Origin of the sequence: Aquimarina algiphila, assembly GCF_947494415.1 — a bacterium.
GTDB lineage: Bacteria > Bacteroidota > Bacteroidia > Flavobacteriales > Flavobacteriaceae > Aquimarina > Aquimarina algiphila.
The window spans coordinates 191,387-206,037 of the sequence record NZ_CANLVC010000002.1 but is presented as its reverse complement, the minus strand read 5'-3'; the positions used below and the strand labels follow the sequence as shown (position 1 = coordinate 206,037).

Genomic DNA, 14,651 nt, shown 5'->3' with positions numbered 1-14,651 from the left:
GATGATAAAAAACTCCCTGCTTGTAGCATGCATACTTCTATATGCTTTTAGTAATCTAAAAGCGCAAGACACTGACTTGGTGAGATTTGAGTATGCTTATATTCCACAAGCAGACAGTGATAATGTATATAGCAGAGTTAGGTTTTCTTTTAATTATCCTATAAAAATGGATGATAAAGGAACTTATTTGGTCATAAGTCCACAATACAGGTATAATAGTTTAAAGATAGATGATGGGTTGGTTATAGATGATAGAGGAGATTTTAATAATTTCCAAACTTTTGGACTAGAGCTTGGTTATACGTTTAAAATGAAAAATAACTGGCGCTTTGGAACTAAGGTAGGAGTAGGGATTTCATCTAATTTTGAAGGTTCTGGATTAGAAAGTGATGATTTCAGATATACAGGATCTCTATATTTTGTAAAAAGCTATAAAAATAAAAATGCTCCTAAGACATCACGTTTGATATTAGGCCTGCGATATGCCACCCCCGCAAGTATAAATTTTCCGTTACCGATTATTAATTATTTTAAAAGATTTCATCCTAGTTGGTCATATTCGCTGGGTACACCTAAAACAAGTATTAAGTATTTTTTTAATGAGAAGAATACTTTACAAGCGTTTATTGGTCTTGATCGATTTTATGGTAATTTGCAAAACAACAGAGCGTTTGTAGATCAAAATGGAGAAACAAAAGTGGCAGAAAACGCTTCTATGCTAAATATTATAGGAGCATTAGGATATCAATATTATTTTACGGAACACTTATTGTTCTATGCATATGGAGGATATACATTAAGTAATGAAATTCGCTTACGGGATGGGAATCAGGAAAATGTACTGAAGATTAATGATCAAAATACATTCTATTTCCGTAGCGGAATAAAACTAAAAATATAATGGCAAAAATATTAGTAATTGAAGACGAAGCGGCGATCCGAAGAGTTCTTGTGAAAATCTTATCTGAAGAAAGTAGTAATTATGAAGTCTTTGAAGCCGAAGATGGGCTTGTTGGGATTGAAAAAATTAAAGCAGACGAGTACGATCTTGTACTTTGTGATATTAAAATGCCTAAAATGGATGGAGTAGAGGTATTAGAAGCTATAAAAAAGATAAAACCAGAAATTCCTATTGTTATGATCTCTGGTCATGGTGATTTGGATACCGCTGTAAATACAATGCGTTTAGGCGCTTTTGATTATATTTCTAAACCACCAGACTTAAATCGTTTACTCAATACAGTACGTAATGCTTTGGATCGAAAAGAATTGGTCGTAGAAAATAAGATGCTTAAAAAGAAAGTTTCTAAAAACTACGAGATGATAGGTGAATCTCAAGCTATTTCTGATATAAAAAACATTATTGATAAGGTTGCTGCAACTGATGCTAGAGTATTAATTACCGGACCTAATGGTACAGGGAAAGAGTTGGTGGCACATTGGATTCACCAAAAAAGTGAACGCTCAAAAGGACCAATGATAGAGGTGAATTGTGCTGCAATACCCGGTGAATTAATAGAAAGTGAACTTTTTGGTCATGTAAAAGGAGCTTTTACTTCAGCAAATAAAGATCGTGCAGGTAAATTTGAAGCAGCCAATGGGGGAACAATATTTCTTGATGAAATAGGAGATATGAGCCTTTCTGCACAAGCAAAGGTATTAAGAGCTTTACAGGAGAATAAGATACAACGAGTAGGTAATGACAAAGATATTAAAGTCGATGTTAGAGTTGTTGCCGCAACAAATAAGGATTTAAAGAAAGAAATAGCTGATAATAAATTTAGAGAAGATTTATATCACAGACTTGCTGTAATTTTGGTAAAAGTACCCGCGCTAAATGACAGAAGGGATGATATTCCTTTATTGGTAGAATATTTTACCAAGAAAATAGCACGAGAACAAGGGGCACCTGTTAAGAATTTTTCACCCAAAGCAATTAAGCAATTACAACAGTATGATTGGACAGGTAATATAAGGGAGTTACGAAACGTAATTGAACGCCTGATTATTCTTGGAGGTAATGAAGTGAGTGAGGAAGATGTTAAACTTTTTGCGGCAAAGTAAGAAGTAATTAAAAACATGATCTTGCGACCAATACTCCATATGCCCTAAGAAATGAAAAGAATTCTATGTTTGATTTTAATGTCGTATATTATAAATACGGCTAATGCTCAGTATGATCCAGGAGCAACTAATTATGGCTTTATAGCAGCAAAAAGTTTTGCACTGGATAAAGAAATAGCTTTAGGAGCTAGAGTAGAGTATGCGTTTAATTGTTATACTACTTTTATGGGAGAGTATAATCGTACGTTTGCTATAGGTGCTGATGAAGATTATGAAGGATTTAATGAATTAGCTTTTGGAGTAAATTTAATATTGTTTAACTGGTATCCTACAACTATAACCGCTGGTATGGGGTATGTTGGTAATGATTCGAGTGTTTTTGAAGAGATCGAAGATGAAGCTTTTTTGGGATTTAGAACAGGAAACTTTAATCATGGAGCACAAATAAAAATTAGAGCATTACATCAAGCAACCAGATATGTCCATATTTTTGCAGAATTAAATGTAAAGAGTTTAGGAAGAAGATATGACACCTTCCTGATAGGCTTTAGTTATGACTTTAATGCCAAATAGTTAAGAGTTTCAATAAAAAATAGATGTTGTTAAAACCGAAATATATGAGAGTTTAACATCAAAACAATTTTCTTACCCATAGAAAACTTTAGTATCTTTCGGATAATAACACAAATCATATCATGAAGAAGATAAATCACGAAGATTTTAAAGTATCCGATCCTGTAGAACTGTCTAATATTCCTACCACTTTTGATCTTAAAGAAGATGAAAAGAAAATAGAAAAGGAACTTGAAGAAGTTCGCGAAAAACTAGGGAAGCTTCAGGATACATTATACGCTCATGGTAAATATGCAGTATTGGTCTGTCTTCAAGGTATGGATACTTCTGGGAAAGATAGTTTAATTAGAGAAGTTTTTAAAGATTTTAATACCCGTGGGATAATCGTACATAGTTTTAAGGTACCTACAGCGTTAGAGTTAGGTCATGACTATTTATGGAGACATTATATTGCTTTGCCACAGCGTGGTAAATTTGGGGTCTTTAACAGGACACACTATGAAAATGTCTTGGTTACTCGAGTACATCCAGAATATATAATGGGCGAAAATATACCCCATATTAATAGCGTTGAGGATATAACTGATGCTTTCTGGGATAAACGTTTTGAACAAATACGAAATTTTGAGAAACATATTGCAGAAAATGGTACGTTGATTTATAAATTTTACTTACACCTATCCAAAGGAGAGCAAAAGAATAGACTACTACGCAGACTCGAAAAAAAAGAGAAAAATTGGAAATTTTCATCAGGAGATCTAAAAGAGCGTAAACTTTGGGATACGTATCAAGCTTGTTATCAAGAAGCAATAAATAGAACTTCTTTATCTCATGCTCCCTGGTATGTAATTCCGGCAGATGATAAGCCTGTAGCAAGGTATATTGTCGCTAAAACATTATATGATACTTTAAAAGAGTATGATGATATACAGGAACCAGAATTAGATGATAAAACAAAAGCAAATTTAGGACTTTATAAAAAGCAATTAGAAAACGAATAAAAGCCTGTAAAAAACACATTATGTCAAGAATTATAATCCCAATCATATTTGCAATTTTATCATTAAGTAGCTTCGCTCAAAATGATGTAAAAGAAGATTCGATCATATTAAAAAAGATATATGATACCTCATTACTCAATGGAGAGAGTTATTCATGGTTAGATTACTTGTCTAATCAGATAGGAGGAAGACTGTCAGGTTCTGTAAATGCACAATTGGCAGTAGAATGGGGAGAAAAAGAATTAAAAACACTTGGTATTGATAAGGTATGGTTACAATCGGTTATGGTTCCCAAGTGGACTAGAGGAGTAACTGAATTTGCATACATAGAAACAGAACCAGGAGTGACAACCAATGTGCCAATTTGTGCCTTAGGAGGATCGGTGCCTACACCGATAGGAGGAATTAAAGCTTCGATTATAGAGGTAAAAGGATTAGAAGAGCTTTCAGCATTGGGAAAAGAGCAAATTGAAGGAAAATTGGTTTTTTATAATCGCCCTATGCAAGCAGATTTAATAGAAACATTTAGAGCATATGGAGGTTGTGTAGATCAACGATATTCTGGAGCAGCAGAGGCAGCTAAGTATGGAGCAACAGGAGTTATTGTGCGTTCGATGAATCTTAGATTAGACGATTTTCCTCATACAGGTGCAATGAGTTATGGAAATCTTAAAGATGCAGATAAAATTCCAGCGGTTGCAATTAGTACAAATGGAGCGGATCTGTTAAGTTCTATGCTTAAACTCAACCCAAAGATTAAGTTTCATATTAATATGAACTGTCGTACCTGGAAAGATGTAAAGTCATATAATGTGATTGGAGAAATTACAGGAAGTGAATTTCCGAATGAATATATGGTAGTTGGCGGACATCTTGATTCCTGGGATCTTGGTGATGGCTCTCATGATGATGGTGCAGGGGTTGTACAATCTATGGAAGTATTGCGAATATTTAAAGAAATTGGATATAAACCAAAACGATCCATTCGTGTTGTTTTATTTATGAATGAAGAAAATGGTTTGCGTGGAGGAAAAAAATATGCAGAAGTTGCTAAAAATAAGGGAGAAAACCATGTTTTTGCTTTAGAAAGCGATGCAGGAGGGTTTACACCAAGAGGTTTTTCTTTTGATTGTGATGATGCTAATTTTAATATGATTGAAGGCTGGAAACCTCTTTTTGAACCGTACTTAGTACACTATTTCGCCAAAGGCGGAAGTGGTGCAGATATAGGGCCTCTTAAAAAAGATGGAATTGTACTTGCAGGATTACGACCCGATTCACAACGTTACTTTGATTATCACCATGCAAAGAATGATACTTTTGATGCAGTTAATAAAAGAGAACTAGAATTAGGAGCAGCAACAATGACGAGTCTTATGTACCTTTTTGATAAATATGGAGTAAAATAGTATTTCGATAAAGTATGTTAGAGAACTTTTAATATCAAGTGATATTTAAATTACTCAAAATAGACGAAGTTGTACTTTTGTTTTACAGCATTGTTATTTAATTAAGGATAATCAATAGTTGATTAGCCTTAATTAAATACGACTTGCATTATTTTATATTAATATCCTAATTGTAGAAGATTGTTTAATCCAAATTGGACACCTGGTACATTCGTTATTTCTACTATATTATCTGACGGAACATTCCACCATTCTAACTGCATAATACTGTTTTTATAGTTATTATCTGATGGTCCGGGATGCGCATAAACAATACTTAAATGGCGAGGACGAACTTGATTCCCCATAGCATTAAGTGCTTCGTCAAATTCTTCACGACGTATAATACCTGACTTGGCATGTAAAACATAAGCTTTTGTGTTTTGTGAGTTTACTATACAAATTGACGCACAGGTGTTTAATCTAATAGAAATTAGAGAACTGGGAAAAGAAGCGTCAAATTCTATGATAGAACCTTCCCCTTCAGAGAGTGTTCTTTGGTCTTTTTTTGAAAAAGAAGGAAATGAGATAGTTTGAGGAGGATTGGGTGTACTAAATAATTGTAAAAGACCAGTAATGGTAATATAGTTATTTCCAACCCCAGGTGAACAACTTACAGTATATGACATGATTTTATTGTTTTGTAGAGAAGTATACTACCTCATTGAATATCGCTTTTTCTTGATTAAACATAAAACGAAAGGTCAATACGTACTCTTTGAATTAAATTCCTACTCTATTTGGATTAAGACTTTTCGGATTCCGTCTTTGTAAACAAAAATAGATAGTGGCTACTTTGTTAAATATTTTTTAAGTACTCTGTAAGATTAATACATAATGAATTATTATGCTAAAAGAATGAGTGAATGAGTTAAATGGAATAGTGGAAGATCACTTTTTTTTAGTAAGCTTGTATCATAAACATAGGTAAAACCTTTTCAGAAGAACAGTTTTTTATGCTTCATGCAATAGAGTATTAATCATTCATTTTTGTCAAGGATTTAAAGTAAGGTAGCTCTGTTGTTATAAATGATATCAGGAAATGATATTTGAAAACATCCAGTAGATATCTGTATTTCACTGAAAACAGTAAGATTTTTCCATTGTATATTGTTTACATTTACATTAAAATAGAAAGAATAAAATGAAGAATACATTATATAAAGTAATGGTTTTGTTATTTCTTGTAGCGGTATGTAGCAATTGCACCTCAGAAACAGAAAAACAAGTTGATAAAACAAATAAATTACTAGATAATGGTATGCGTTTGGTGGTCGAAAAAACCAATGAAACAACTAAGGAGATAGGAATTTTTTCAAAGCATAATTATAGAACAACGCATAGTTATACTTATAAATTTACTGTAGATGGAGGTGATGTAAATTGGGATGGAGGAAGTGGTGAGCCTAAACATATACTTTTTTGCGAGAATTCAGTTTATGTTCATTATCTAAAAGAAAAATATATTTCAGTTCAAAGAGATACTACAAGTACCGAAATCAATAATAATGGTTATAATATGGTAGAAGAAGTTTTTGAATTGTACATTGATAACCGCTATTTTTTTAAGCTTTTTGGAGATGATTATTGGGTAGAAATTACCCCTGAGTCATATGCGAATAAAAAAACATCATGTGATGAATACAATATCCCAAATGATAATGAACTGTCATTGGTTCAGCTAGGAAAAGAAGGCTAGTTTTGTCAACAATCAAAACTTCCATTACACAATATCATCTTATAAGCCATAGTCAATCCATAGATAAACGCGTCCAAAATTGGTATGCTAGCAAAAAGTATAGATAGAAAATGTTTCTTACTAGCAAATAATACCCATGAAGGTATAAGACTACCAAATACTATAAAAGGAAAGAAAATTAGGCTTGCAACTGAAATAGATTGTATGATACTATCATGAGTAAGAGGAGCACTAAACATAAAAAATGCTGCCAGGATAAATGGTATCGTTGGTAATATAAGTATGATAGAAACAATACTTACAATGATAAGATAAATCCTAATCCTATTTCTCTTTTTGATTTCTTTTTCATTATTAATAATTTCAGACATATTTTCTTTTATGACTTATTTTAAATAACGTTAAATATACAATAAGAATATTTTAATTTATATCGGTTATAATACCTTTGCGAGTTCAAAATCAAAGAATGCTACAACAATACACCAAAGAGTTTCGATACAACCTTAAACTTGCAGCACCAGTAATGTTGGGAATGCTAGGGCATACTTTTGTAGGGTTGATCGATAATATTATGGTGGGACAGTTGGGAACCGCAGAATTAGCTGCAGTATCTTTGGGAAATAGTTTTATGTTTATAGCGATGTCCCTGGGTATTGGTTTTTCTACGGCAATTACACCCTTAGTTGCAGAAGCAGATGGGGAGAATAATTTTAAAACAGGTAAGTCAGCGTTTAAACATGGGTTATTTTTATGCACAACTTTAGGAATAGCTTTGTTTCTATTGATTTTGGTAGCAAAACCATTGATGTATTTCATGAAACAACCCATAGAAGTGGTTGAATTAGCAATACCATATCTGGATTTGGTTGCTTTTTCTTTGATTCCATTAGTAAGTTTTCAAGCACTAAAACAATTCTCAGATGGATTATCTATGACAAGCTATCCAATGTATGCTACGCTCATTGCAAATGTGGTTAATATTGTTTTAAATTATCTATTGATCTTTGGTAAGTTTGGTTTTCCTCAAATGGGAATAGTTGGAGCGGCTGTAGGGACTTTGGTTTCAAGATTAGTAATGGTTATTTTTTTGTGGATATTGCTTAGAGGTAAAGAAAAATCAAAAGCCTATGTTACACAAATTAAATTCTTCGTTTTAGAAAGTAAAATGCTCAATAAAATAATAGCATTAGGGTTTCCTTCTGCTTTACAGATGTTTTTTGAAGTTGCAATTTTTACCGCTGCCATATGGTTATCAGGAATTTTGGGCAAAAATCCGCAAGCGGCAAATCAAATTGCGTTGAATTTATCTTCAATGACATTTATGGTCGCTATGGGGCTTAGTGTGGCAGCAATGGTACGTGTCGGTAATCAAAAAGGATTGCAGCAGTTTGCAGAGCTGAGAAGAATTGCCATATCAATTTTTTTGTTGTCTTTTCTTATAGCAACCGTTTTTGCATTGATTTTTATCATCTTTAATCAAATGTTACCTAAAATTTATTTAGATGTAAAAGATGTAAAAAATCTTACGGATAATACAGAGGTGATCACTATTGCGGCTAAATTGTTACTTATAGCAGCATTATTTCAAATTTCGGACGCTATACAGGTTACTGTATTAGGAGCTTTACGTGGACTTCAGGATGTTAAAATACCGACATTTATTACATTTATTGCGTATTGGGTAGTAGGATTTCCTATTAGTTATTATTTAGGATTGTATACTGAATATAAAAGCTCAGGGATTTGGATTGGATTATTGGCGGGACTTACTGCTTCTGCCGTTTTATTGTATGTTAGATTCAATGTTTTAACCAAGAAATTAATTCAAAACAAATAGTATTTCCGACAGCTGTTCAGGGTTTTTTTATCCTGAAAACCATGTAAAAAAGGCTTCTTTTTTTAAATAAAATAAAAGTTGAATACCTTTTTTACACTTCTTGCGTTTATTTGGTATTAACTAATAATTAACTATCTTTCCAAAAAATACAGAATACAAAAATGAGAGTCCCAAATTCTAAATTTTGTCTGCTGCTTATCGTTTTCGCTTTAATGGTAAGTCAGAGTGGTACGAGTCAAAACTTTACTCATAGTAAAAATCAGAATCTTATTCCTAATCCTAGTTTCGAAGAAACCAATGCAGCCGTTAAAAGGTTAGACATGGAAATGCAGAATTTTGGGATTATGAAGGATTGGAAACCAGCTATTAATACTCCCGATGCTTATCATCCCGATTTAGAACAGGTTAGGTTTATTCATAAATCTCCTAATTTCTTAAAACAATTCGGAAAACAGGAACCAAGAACTGGAGAAGGAAAAGTAGGAATGTATATCGCTGGAGGTGCATATAAAGAAGGAGTAACAGCTAAACTGAAACGTCCTTTATCAGCGGGTAAATACTACTATTTTCATATGTATGTTTCTTTGGGAGAAGGTATATCAAATTCATGTACTTCATCTATAGGGTCATATTTCAGTGCGAGAAGCCCTAAAATAACAGGTACATCGAGATTTCCACTAAATATAGAATCTTCAAAAATGGTATGTGATACTAAAGAATGGGTTAAAGTATGTGGAGTGTATAGAGCAAAAGGAACAGAAAAATACCTTTCGTTAGGATATTTCTCTGATGGGCCAAAAGGAAAATCTGTAAAAGGAGGTGGGTTTGATACAGCTTATTATTTTATAGATGATGTTTTATTAATGGAAATGAGGGATACTAAGAACCTCTCTTCTAGTCAGGTTTGCGATATGGCTTTGGATTTTTCTCCTGTAGAATTTTTAATTGGAGAGAGTGAAGCATATACAGAGATTAAAAAAGCATTAGATTCATATATCCAATATGTGAAGATATTTAAAGTAACCTCTGTTAAAATTAGTGGTCATGCAGATGATGCGGGAACGGCTTTTGAAAATGAAATCATGTCTGCAATGAGAGCCATTAATGTTAAACAATACTTTGTTGAACAAGGGATTGACGAATCTATTATAGAAGTAATTGCAGCTGGAAATACTGAACCTGTTGTTACCGAAGGATCTAACCTCGATCCAGAATCGAATAATAGAGTAGAAATTAAGATCGAATAGTTAAAGAATTATTTTCTGATGTATCTGAAAAGATAGTACCTTTGGCTTTATAATTTTATGTGTTGATTATGGGCTTTCCGAAATTCTTATTAGGAGATAATACAGATTATCCAGATGCTATTTTTGTGATTCATACCGAGTTCCCCAGATTTATTATTAATCTTGCAGATGACGAAGTAGAATGGTTAGAAGAGTTTGATAAAAATGATGAGAAAGATTTACAGGAAGAAGCAGAGAACCTTTTTCAAGCAGCTAATGATTTCTATGATCGTGAGATAGAGCGATATGATGAATAATAATACAATATCTTAAGAATGGAAGAGCTTATACAATTAGATAAAGATCTTTTTTTATATCTCAATAATTTAGGAACTCCTGCATGGGATGGATTTTGGTTATTTATGACTGAAAAGTTTTATCAAATCCCCTTGTATTTAGTATTGCTATTCTTTTTTTATAAGTATTTTGGTATTAGAGGAACAATTATCACTTTAATTGTTGTAGCCGCTTTGATTACCGCTACAGATCAATTATCAAATTTGTTTAAAAATGTATTATTTATGCGTCCAAGACCATGTAGGGCAGATGGAGTTGCAGAGTTAGCACGCTTTATTGCAGAAAGATGTGGAAGACATGGTTATTTTTCTGGTCATGCAGCCAGCTCTATGGCATTAGCATTTTTTACAGGTTTAACCTTGCAGAAACATTTAAAATACATTTTTCCTTTTATGGTAGTATGGTCTATCATTGTAGCGTATAGTAGGATTTATGTAGGAGTTCATTATCCTGGAGATATAATCACAGGTATGGCAATCGGTATCGTATTAGGAGTAGGTGCTTATAAACTTCAAGGACTTCTTATTAAGAAATATGGTGAAATTTCGTAAAATTTAATTGACTTTCTCTTTTTGTACTAAAAACAGATAGACTTGTTATTTTCACTGAAAACAGGGGGCTATTTATTAAACATTTCATATACTTTTGATAGGTATCAATTTATTATAACGTAAATCATATGATTAGAAAAATAAGCATAATGATTGTGTTCATTTTTATAGGTCATTTTCAAAGAGAATGTTATAGTCAAACGATAAGGACTAATAGCATTGTTGATATTGAAGAGGTTATAAAACAGAAGGAAAATGATAAAAGACAACAGGCAATGCTAATCAATTTTGAAAAAAGATATAAAATAGATGATCGTATTTTAGTTGAAGAATTTCAAAACTATTATGAGCTAATAGTGAGTCATTTAGATAAAAATGGGTATACAGGTGGGGCAGAAGGATATACACTGGATAAAAAAACAGGAAAAATAAAAATGGTATGGCATGAACACCCTATGAAACTGCCAGAATGAATATTTTTCTAGTTAAGAATTTTACAAGAAGCAATTGGCTATATACTACTACTTATGCTTTTCCAAATTTTTTCTTTTTCTTCTTTTTACCAAAAAGACGCTTAAGAAAGTTGTCTCTCTTTTCGGGTTTACAATCAATATCTTTTAATACTTCTTCAGAGATTTCCTCAAATTTACTTTTGGTTATAGGATCAAAAATAGGGTCTTGATTCATTTTTTGATATAGCTTAGCAAAAATGGGTAATGCAGTATTAGCTCCCTGACCTAGTGCTGTTGTTTTAAATCCTATATTATAATTATCGTTTCCAACCCAGGTAATGGATACCAAGTTGGGAGTAATTGCAACAAACCATCCATCTTTATTATCTTGGGTAGTTCCTGTTTTACCGGCAATTGCATTTTCTAATTTGTAAGATGTTCTTAGTCTGGTGGCAGTACCTTCATCTATAGTTGATTTCATCATTTCCAAAAGTACTTGTCTTGTATACTCATTATAAGCCGGTATTTCTGATACTTCAGGTTCAAATGAGGCTATTAGGTTGCCATTTTTATCTTCAACTCTGGAGATATAGTAGGGTTTTACACTCTTTCCTTGATTTACATAACTTGCGTACGCCCCAGATAATTCTTTTAATTTAATACCATCTGTACCTAGAGCCATTGCAGGGTCTTCAGAAAGTGAAGCTGTAATTCCTAATTTTTTTACTTGTTCTACTACTTTAGGGATTCCCACTTCATTAAGTACTTTGACAGCTATAGTATTCACAGAGGTGCTTAGGGCTTTTTCTAACGTAAAATTGAGATAGGGGTCTTCCTCTTCTGAAGCATTTTTTGGAGTCCAGTTCTTAAGATTAGTATATGTAATTTCTTTTGCAGAAAAATAAGTACAAGGTTTCATTCCATTTTCAATTGCGGCTGTGTATACAAAGGGTTTAAATATAGAACCTACTTGTCTTTCACTTTGTGAAACATGATCATACTTAAAGTAACGATAATCTATTCCGCCAAGATAAGTTCTAACCGCACCTGTTTTGGGGTCAATAGCGATCATTCCAGTATTAAGAAATTTAAGATAGTGTTGTAGGCTATCTACAGAAGATATTTTTTTGGTAATGTTCCCATTCCATTCAAATAATTCAATGTCTTTTTTTATTGATAGAGAATCTGTAATTTGTTTCTCTGTGAGCCCTTGTTCTTTGTATGTCTTATAAATTTTGAGATTTTTAATCGCATTTTCTGCAAGCTTCTTATTATCTTTCCATGGAGCCGAGCTTCCATATGATTTTTCATAATTACTTTGTAATACTTGCATATGTTCTTTCATCGCATCCTCTGCCAAAGATTGCATTTTATAATCCATAGTAGTGTAAACAATTAGTCCATCATTGTAAATGTCATAAATACTACTGTCTGGTTTCTTATGTTTTTCAAGAATTTTTGCTAATTCTTTTTTTACTTCTTCCCTAAAATAAGGAGCTAATCCAAGATCATGATTAAAATGTTGGTAATCGATTTTAATAGGTTGACTCATAGTCTGATTAGATCGATTCGAACTGACATAGTTGTATTTGGTCATCTGTTGTAAAACAACATCTCTTCTTAATTGACTTCTCTCAGGAAAAAGTCTTGGATTATAACTATGATTTGCTTTTAAACTTCCTATGAGAGTAGCAGATTCTGATAAAGTTAATTGATGGGTTGGTTTATTAAAGAATTTTTGAGATGCACTCTCGATACCATATGTGTTATCTGGAAATGGTACAGTGTTGAAATATAATGTAATGATTTCCTGTTTAGAATAGATTTCTTCTATTCTTTTTGCAACAAATGATTCTTTTAGTTTATTAATTACAGTACTAAATATTGTATACTTTTTTCTGCCAAATAGATTTTTGGCTAACTGAAGAGTAATCGTACTTCCTCCCCCTGATGATTTGTCTTGTAATAAAATGGTTTTAAAAAAAACGCGTAACAAACTTTTGTTATCTACACCATCATGTTCATAGAATCTAGCATCTTCTGTTGCTACAAGAGCATCAATAAGATGTTGAGGTAGCTCCTCATATGTAATAGGTTGTCTGTCATAGATATAGTATTTACCAATCAAATGACCATCTTTATCTAATACCTGAGTAGCTTCAGCTTGTTTTAAAGAACTTAATTCTTCTTTATTTGGTAATTTCCCCCAAAAACCAAAATAAATACTGGCATAAAAGCAGACGCATATTAAAATAAGTCCGCCAATTGTGAACAGAAGCCATTTGGTCCATCTTTTTTGTACTATCTTTTTTATCATACCCCAATCTTGACAATAATAACGTTTGAAACACAAAATTATTAAGTAACATTATATAGTATACGAATTTTCTTAAACTCAGGCTTCACAAAATGTTTTACTCAATGTATTTGTATTTATGATTTGGAATATTCTAAATTATAAATGTAAATAGATCAGAAAATTTACAATGGTCTCTTTTCTAGTATGTTGTTTTAATTTATAACAAGAAAAAAGAGAAATATTTTTTGTTTTTTTAAAGCTGTTTTTTTGGAAAGTTTCATTTTTTTTAAGTAGACTTGTAGTACTATATTACTCAGTGAAATACTTATTTAATTATTTGAGAATTACTTGAGGTATGTAAAAAGCTTATTCCTCAAGATTTGTGATTTATACTAATACATGCGTGCATGTTATTTGTTATTGTATACGTATTAACCTAAACCTACTACAGATCATGAAAAGAGTAATTGTTGACTACAAGAAATTAAATAAAAACATTTTAAATCTTTTGGTAGAGAAATTTCCAGATGGATATAATGATGATGATATTATCTCATTTAGAAACCAGCATAATGAAGCTATTGAAGCTATTGAAGTAAAAACAAATGATACAATTTATTTGGTTAAAATTAGTAAGAGGTTAGCTGATTCTATGCAGAGTTTTGATGGCCCAGGTGTTGATATTCCTTCGGCAGTCAGTGATGAACAGGTAGGAGAGTTAGACGTCGAATAGTAATAAGATTATAATTTAATTTTATTCATATTCTTTACCATTCGACTTTTTTAGGTATGCCTTTCATAATTGAACTTAAAATACTTTTTAAGAACTTCATCAAAGATAAACCTATCTCTGCATTTTTTTTCTGCTATGCTTTTGGTGATTAATTCTTCAAGGATAGAGAGGTATGGAGTAATATTGTATACCAAATCTAATGAAAGATAGTGTCAATACATCATATTAGCACTTCCCGAAGTCAATTATCTTAAATACATAAAATGCGTACTTTTTTTACTTAGTGAATAGGCGCTAGTACTTTATTATATCTTTTTGTTAAGAAAATGTTATAGAAAACTTAATTTTTTTACTTAATTTACAATCTTTCATTGCATTATATGTGATCAAAAATAAAATAATACTTAA

Annotated in this window: 15 protein-coding genes; 12 read left to right on the top strand and 3 right to left on the bottom strand. The window is 32.0% G+C overall.

Features of this window, described 5'->3' with window-relative positions:
- The first annotated feature begins 1 nt into the window (after position 1).
- The 5 genes from PQF96_RS03445 (at position 2) to PQF96_RS03425 (ending at position 5,047) form a co-directional block, all read left to right on the top strand.
- Entirely contained in the window at positions 2 to 901 is a 900-nt protein-coding gene (locus tag PQF96_RS03445; protein WP_271765096.1) for a DUF6268 family outer membrane beta-barrel protein, read from the top strand.
- Complete coding sequence (locus PQF96_RS03440) at positions 901 to 2,064, top strand: sigma-54-dependent transcriptional regulator (RefSeq protein WP_109437207.1); 1,164 nt, start codon at positions 901 to 903, stop codon at positions 2,062 to 2,064. Before PQF96_RS03445 ends, PQF96_RS03440 begins: the two co-directional genes overlap by 1 nt.
- A 51-nt stretch (positions 2,065 to 2,115) precedes the next feature.
- On the top strand, positions 2,116 to 2,637 hold the full coding sequence (locus tag PQF96_RS03435; RefSeq protein ID WP_160114241.1) for a hypothetical protein: 522 nt from the start codon (positions 2,116 to 2,118) through the stop codon (positions 2,635 to 2,637).
- 122 nt (positions 2,638 to 2,759) lie between these two features.
- Positions 2,760 to 3,638 carry a PPK2 family polyphosphate kinase gene (locus PQF96_RS03430; protein ID WP_271765095.1) on the top strand — a complete coding sequence of 293 codons (879 nt, stop codon included), beginning with the start codon at positions 2,760 to 2,762 and terminating at the stop codon, positions 3,636 to 3,638.
- A 20-nt stretch (positions 3,639 to 3,658) separates the two neighbouring features.
- Complete coding sequence (locus PQF96_RS03425) at positions 3,659 to 5,047, top strand: M20/M25/M40 family metallo-hydrolase (protein ID WP_271765094.1); 1,389 nt, start codon at positions 3,659 to 3,661, stop codon at positions 5,045 to 5,047.
- Positions 5,048 to 5,205: 158 nt separating this feature from the next.
- Here PQF96_RS03425 and PQF96_RS03420 read toward each other — a convergent pair whose 3' ends face one another.
- Positions 5,206 to 5,715 carry a hypothetical protein gene (locus tag PQF96_RS03420; RefSeq protein WP_271765093.1) on the bottom strand — a complete coding sequence of 170 codons (510 nt, stop codon included), beginning with the start codon at positions 5,713 to 5,715 and terminating at the stop codon, positions 5,206 to 5,208.
- 515 nt (positions 5,716 to 6,230) lie between these two features.
- Here PQF96_RS03420 and PQF96_RS03415 point away from each other — a divergent pair.
- The gene (locus tag PQF96_RS03415; RefSeq protein ID WP_271765092.1) at positions 6,231 to 6,785 is read left to right on the top strand and encodes a hypothetical protein; all 555 of its coding nucleotides are present in this window, start codon (positions 6,231 to 6,233) and stop codon (positions 6,783 to 6,785) included.
- A gap of 5 nt (positions 6,786 to 6,790) precedes the next feature.
- Here the strand turns inward: PQF96_RS03415 and PQF96_RS03410 are convergent, their stop codons facing one another.
- Positions 6,791 to 7,156, bottom strand: a complete 366-nt coding sequence (locus PQF96_RS03410; protein WP_109437201.1) for a hypothetical protein — start codon at positions 7,154 to 7,156, stop codon at positions 6,791 to 6,793.
- A 98-nt stretch (positions 7,157 to 7,254) separates the two neighbouring features.
- On the opposite strand from PQF96_RS03410, the gene PQF96_RS03405 reads away from it, so the two are divergent.
- The 5 genes from PQF96_RS03405 (at position 7,255) to PQF96_RS03385 (ending at position 11,232) form a co-directional block, all read left to right on the top strand.
- Positions 7,255 to 8,625 (top strand): MATE family efflux transporter, encoded by a 1,371-nt coding sequence (locus PQF96_RS03405; RefSeq protein WP_271765091.1) that lies wholly within the window; start codon positions 7,255 to 7,257, stop codon positions 8,623 to 8,625.
- Between the two features lie 161 nt (positions 8,626 to 8,786).
- Positions 8,787 to 9,872, top strand: coding sequence for an OmpA family protein (locus PQF96_RS03400; RefSeq protein WP_271765090.1), 1,086 nt, complete (start codon positions 8,787 to 8,789; stop codon positions 9,870 to 9,872).
- Positions 9,873 to 9,940: 68 nt separating this feature from the next.
- The gene (locus PQF96_RS03395; RefSeq protein WP_109437198.1) at positions 9,941 to 10,168 is read left to right on the top strand and encodes a hypothetical protein; all 228 of its coding nucleotides are present in this window, start codon (positions 9,941 to 9,943) and stop codon (positions 10,166 to 10,168) included.
- A gap of 18 nt (positions 10,169 to 10,186) precedes the next feature.
- A complete protein-coding gene (locus PQF96_RS03390; protein ID WP_271765089.1) occupies positions 10,187 to 10,759 on the top strand; it encodes a phosphatase PAP2 family protein in 573 nt (190 codons plus the stop codon).
- A 128-nt stretch (positions 10,760 to 10,887) separates the two neighbouring features.
- Positions 10,888 to 11,232 (top strand): hypothetical protein, encoded by a 345-nt coding sequence (locus PQF96_RS03385; protein ID WP_109437196.1) that lies wholly within the window; start codon positions 10,888 to 10,890, stop codon positions 11,230 to 11,232.
- A gap of 52 nt (positions 11,233 to 11,284) precedes the next feature.
- On the opposite strand, the gene PQF96_RS03380 is transcribed toward PQF96_RS03385, so the two are convergent.
- Positions 11,285 to 13,528: a transglycosylase domain-containing protein gene (locus PQF96_RS03380; protein WP_271765088.1), complete on the bottom strand. Its 2,244-nt coding sequence runs from the start codon at positions 13,526 to 13,528 to the stop codon at positions 11,285 to 11,287.
- A 436-nt stretch (positions 13,529 to 13,964) separates the two neighbouring features.
- Between PQF96_RS03380 and PQF96_RS03375 the strand changes: the two genes are divergently transcribed.
- The gene (locus PQF96_RS03375; protein ID WP_271765087.1) at positions 13,965 to 14,243 is read left to right on the top strand and encodes a hypothetical protein; all 279 of its coding nucleotides are present in this window, start codon (positions 13,965 to 13,967) and stop codon (positions 14,241 to 14,243) included.
- The last annotated feature ends 408 nt before the right edge of the window (positions 14,244 to 14,651 follow it).

Bases quoted from the DNA above. Each gene is read 5' to 3' on its own strand.
- PQF96_RS03445 (WP_271765096.1), top strand. From the start codon at position 2: ATGATAAAAAACTCCCTGCTTGTAGCATGCATACTTCTATATGCTTTT.
- PQF96_RS03440 (WP_109437207.1), top strand. From the start codon at position 901: ATGGCAAAAATATTAGTAATTGAAGACGAAGCGGCGATCCGAAGAGTT.
- PQF96_RS03435 (WP_160114241.1), top strand. From the start codon at position 2,116: ATGAAAAGAATTCTATGTTTGATTTTAATGTCGTATATTATAAATACG.
- PQF96_RS03430 (WP_271765095.1), top strand. From the start codon at position 2,760: ATGAAGAAGATAAATCACGAAGATTTTAAAGTATCCGATCCTGTAGAA.
- PQF96_RS03425 (WP_271765094.1), top strand. From the start codon at position 3,659: ATGTCAAGAATTATAATCCCAATCATATTTGCAATTTTATCATTAAGT.
- PQF96_RS03420 (WP_271765093.1), bottom strand. From the start codon at position 5,715: ATGTCATATACTGTAAGTTGTTCACCTGGGGTTGGAAATAACTATATT.
- PQF96_RS03415 (WP_271765092.1), top strand. From the start codon at position 6,231: ATGAAGAATACATTATATAAAGTAATGGTTTTGTTATTTCTTGTAGCG.
- PQF96_RS03410 (WP_109437201.1), bottom strand. From the start codon at position 7,156: ATGTCTGAAATTATTAATAATGAAAAAGAAATCAAAAAGAGAAATAGG.
- PQF96_RS03405 (WP_271765091.1), top strand. From the start codon at position 7,255: ATGCTACAACAATACACCAAAGAGTTTCGATACAACCTTAAACTTGCA.
- PQF96_RS03400 (WP_271765090.1), top strand. From the start codon at position 8,787: ATGAGAGTCCCAAATTCTAAATTTTGTCTGCTGCTTATCGTTTTCGCT.
- PQF96_RS03395 (WP_109437198.1), top strand. From the start codon at position 9,941: ATGGGCTTTCCGAAATTCTTATTAGGAGATAATACAGATTATCCAGAT.
- PQF96_RS03390 (WP_271765089.1), top strand. From the start codon at position 10,187: ATGGAAGAGCTTATACAATTAGATAAAGATCTTTTTTTATATCTCAAT.
- PQF96_RS03385 (WP_109437196.1), top strand. From the start codon at position 10,888: ATGATTAGAAAAATAAGCATAATGATTGTGTTCATTTTTATAGGTCAT.
- PQF96_RS03380 (WP_271765088.1), bottom strand. From the start codon at position 13,528: ATGATAAAAAAGATAGTACAAAAAAGATGGACCAAATGGCTTCTGTTC.
- PQF96_RS03375 (WP_271765087.1), top strand. From the start codon at position 13,965: ATGAAAAGAGTAATTGTTGACTACAAGAAATTAAATAAAAACATTTTA.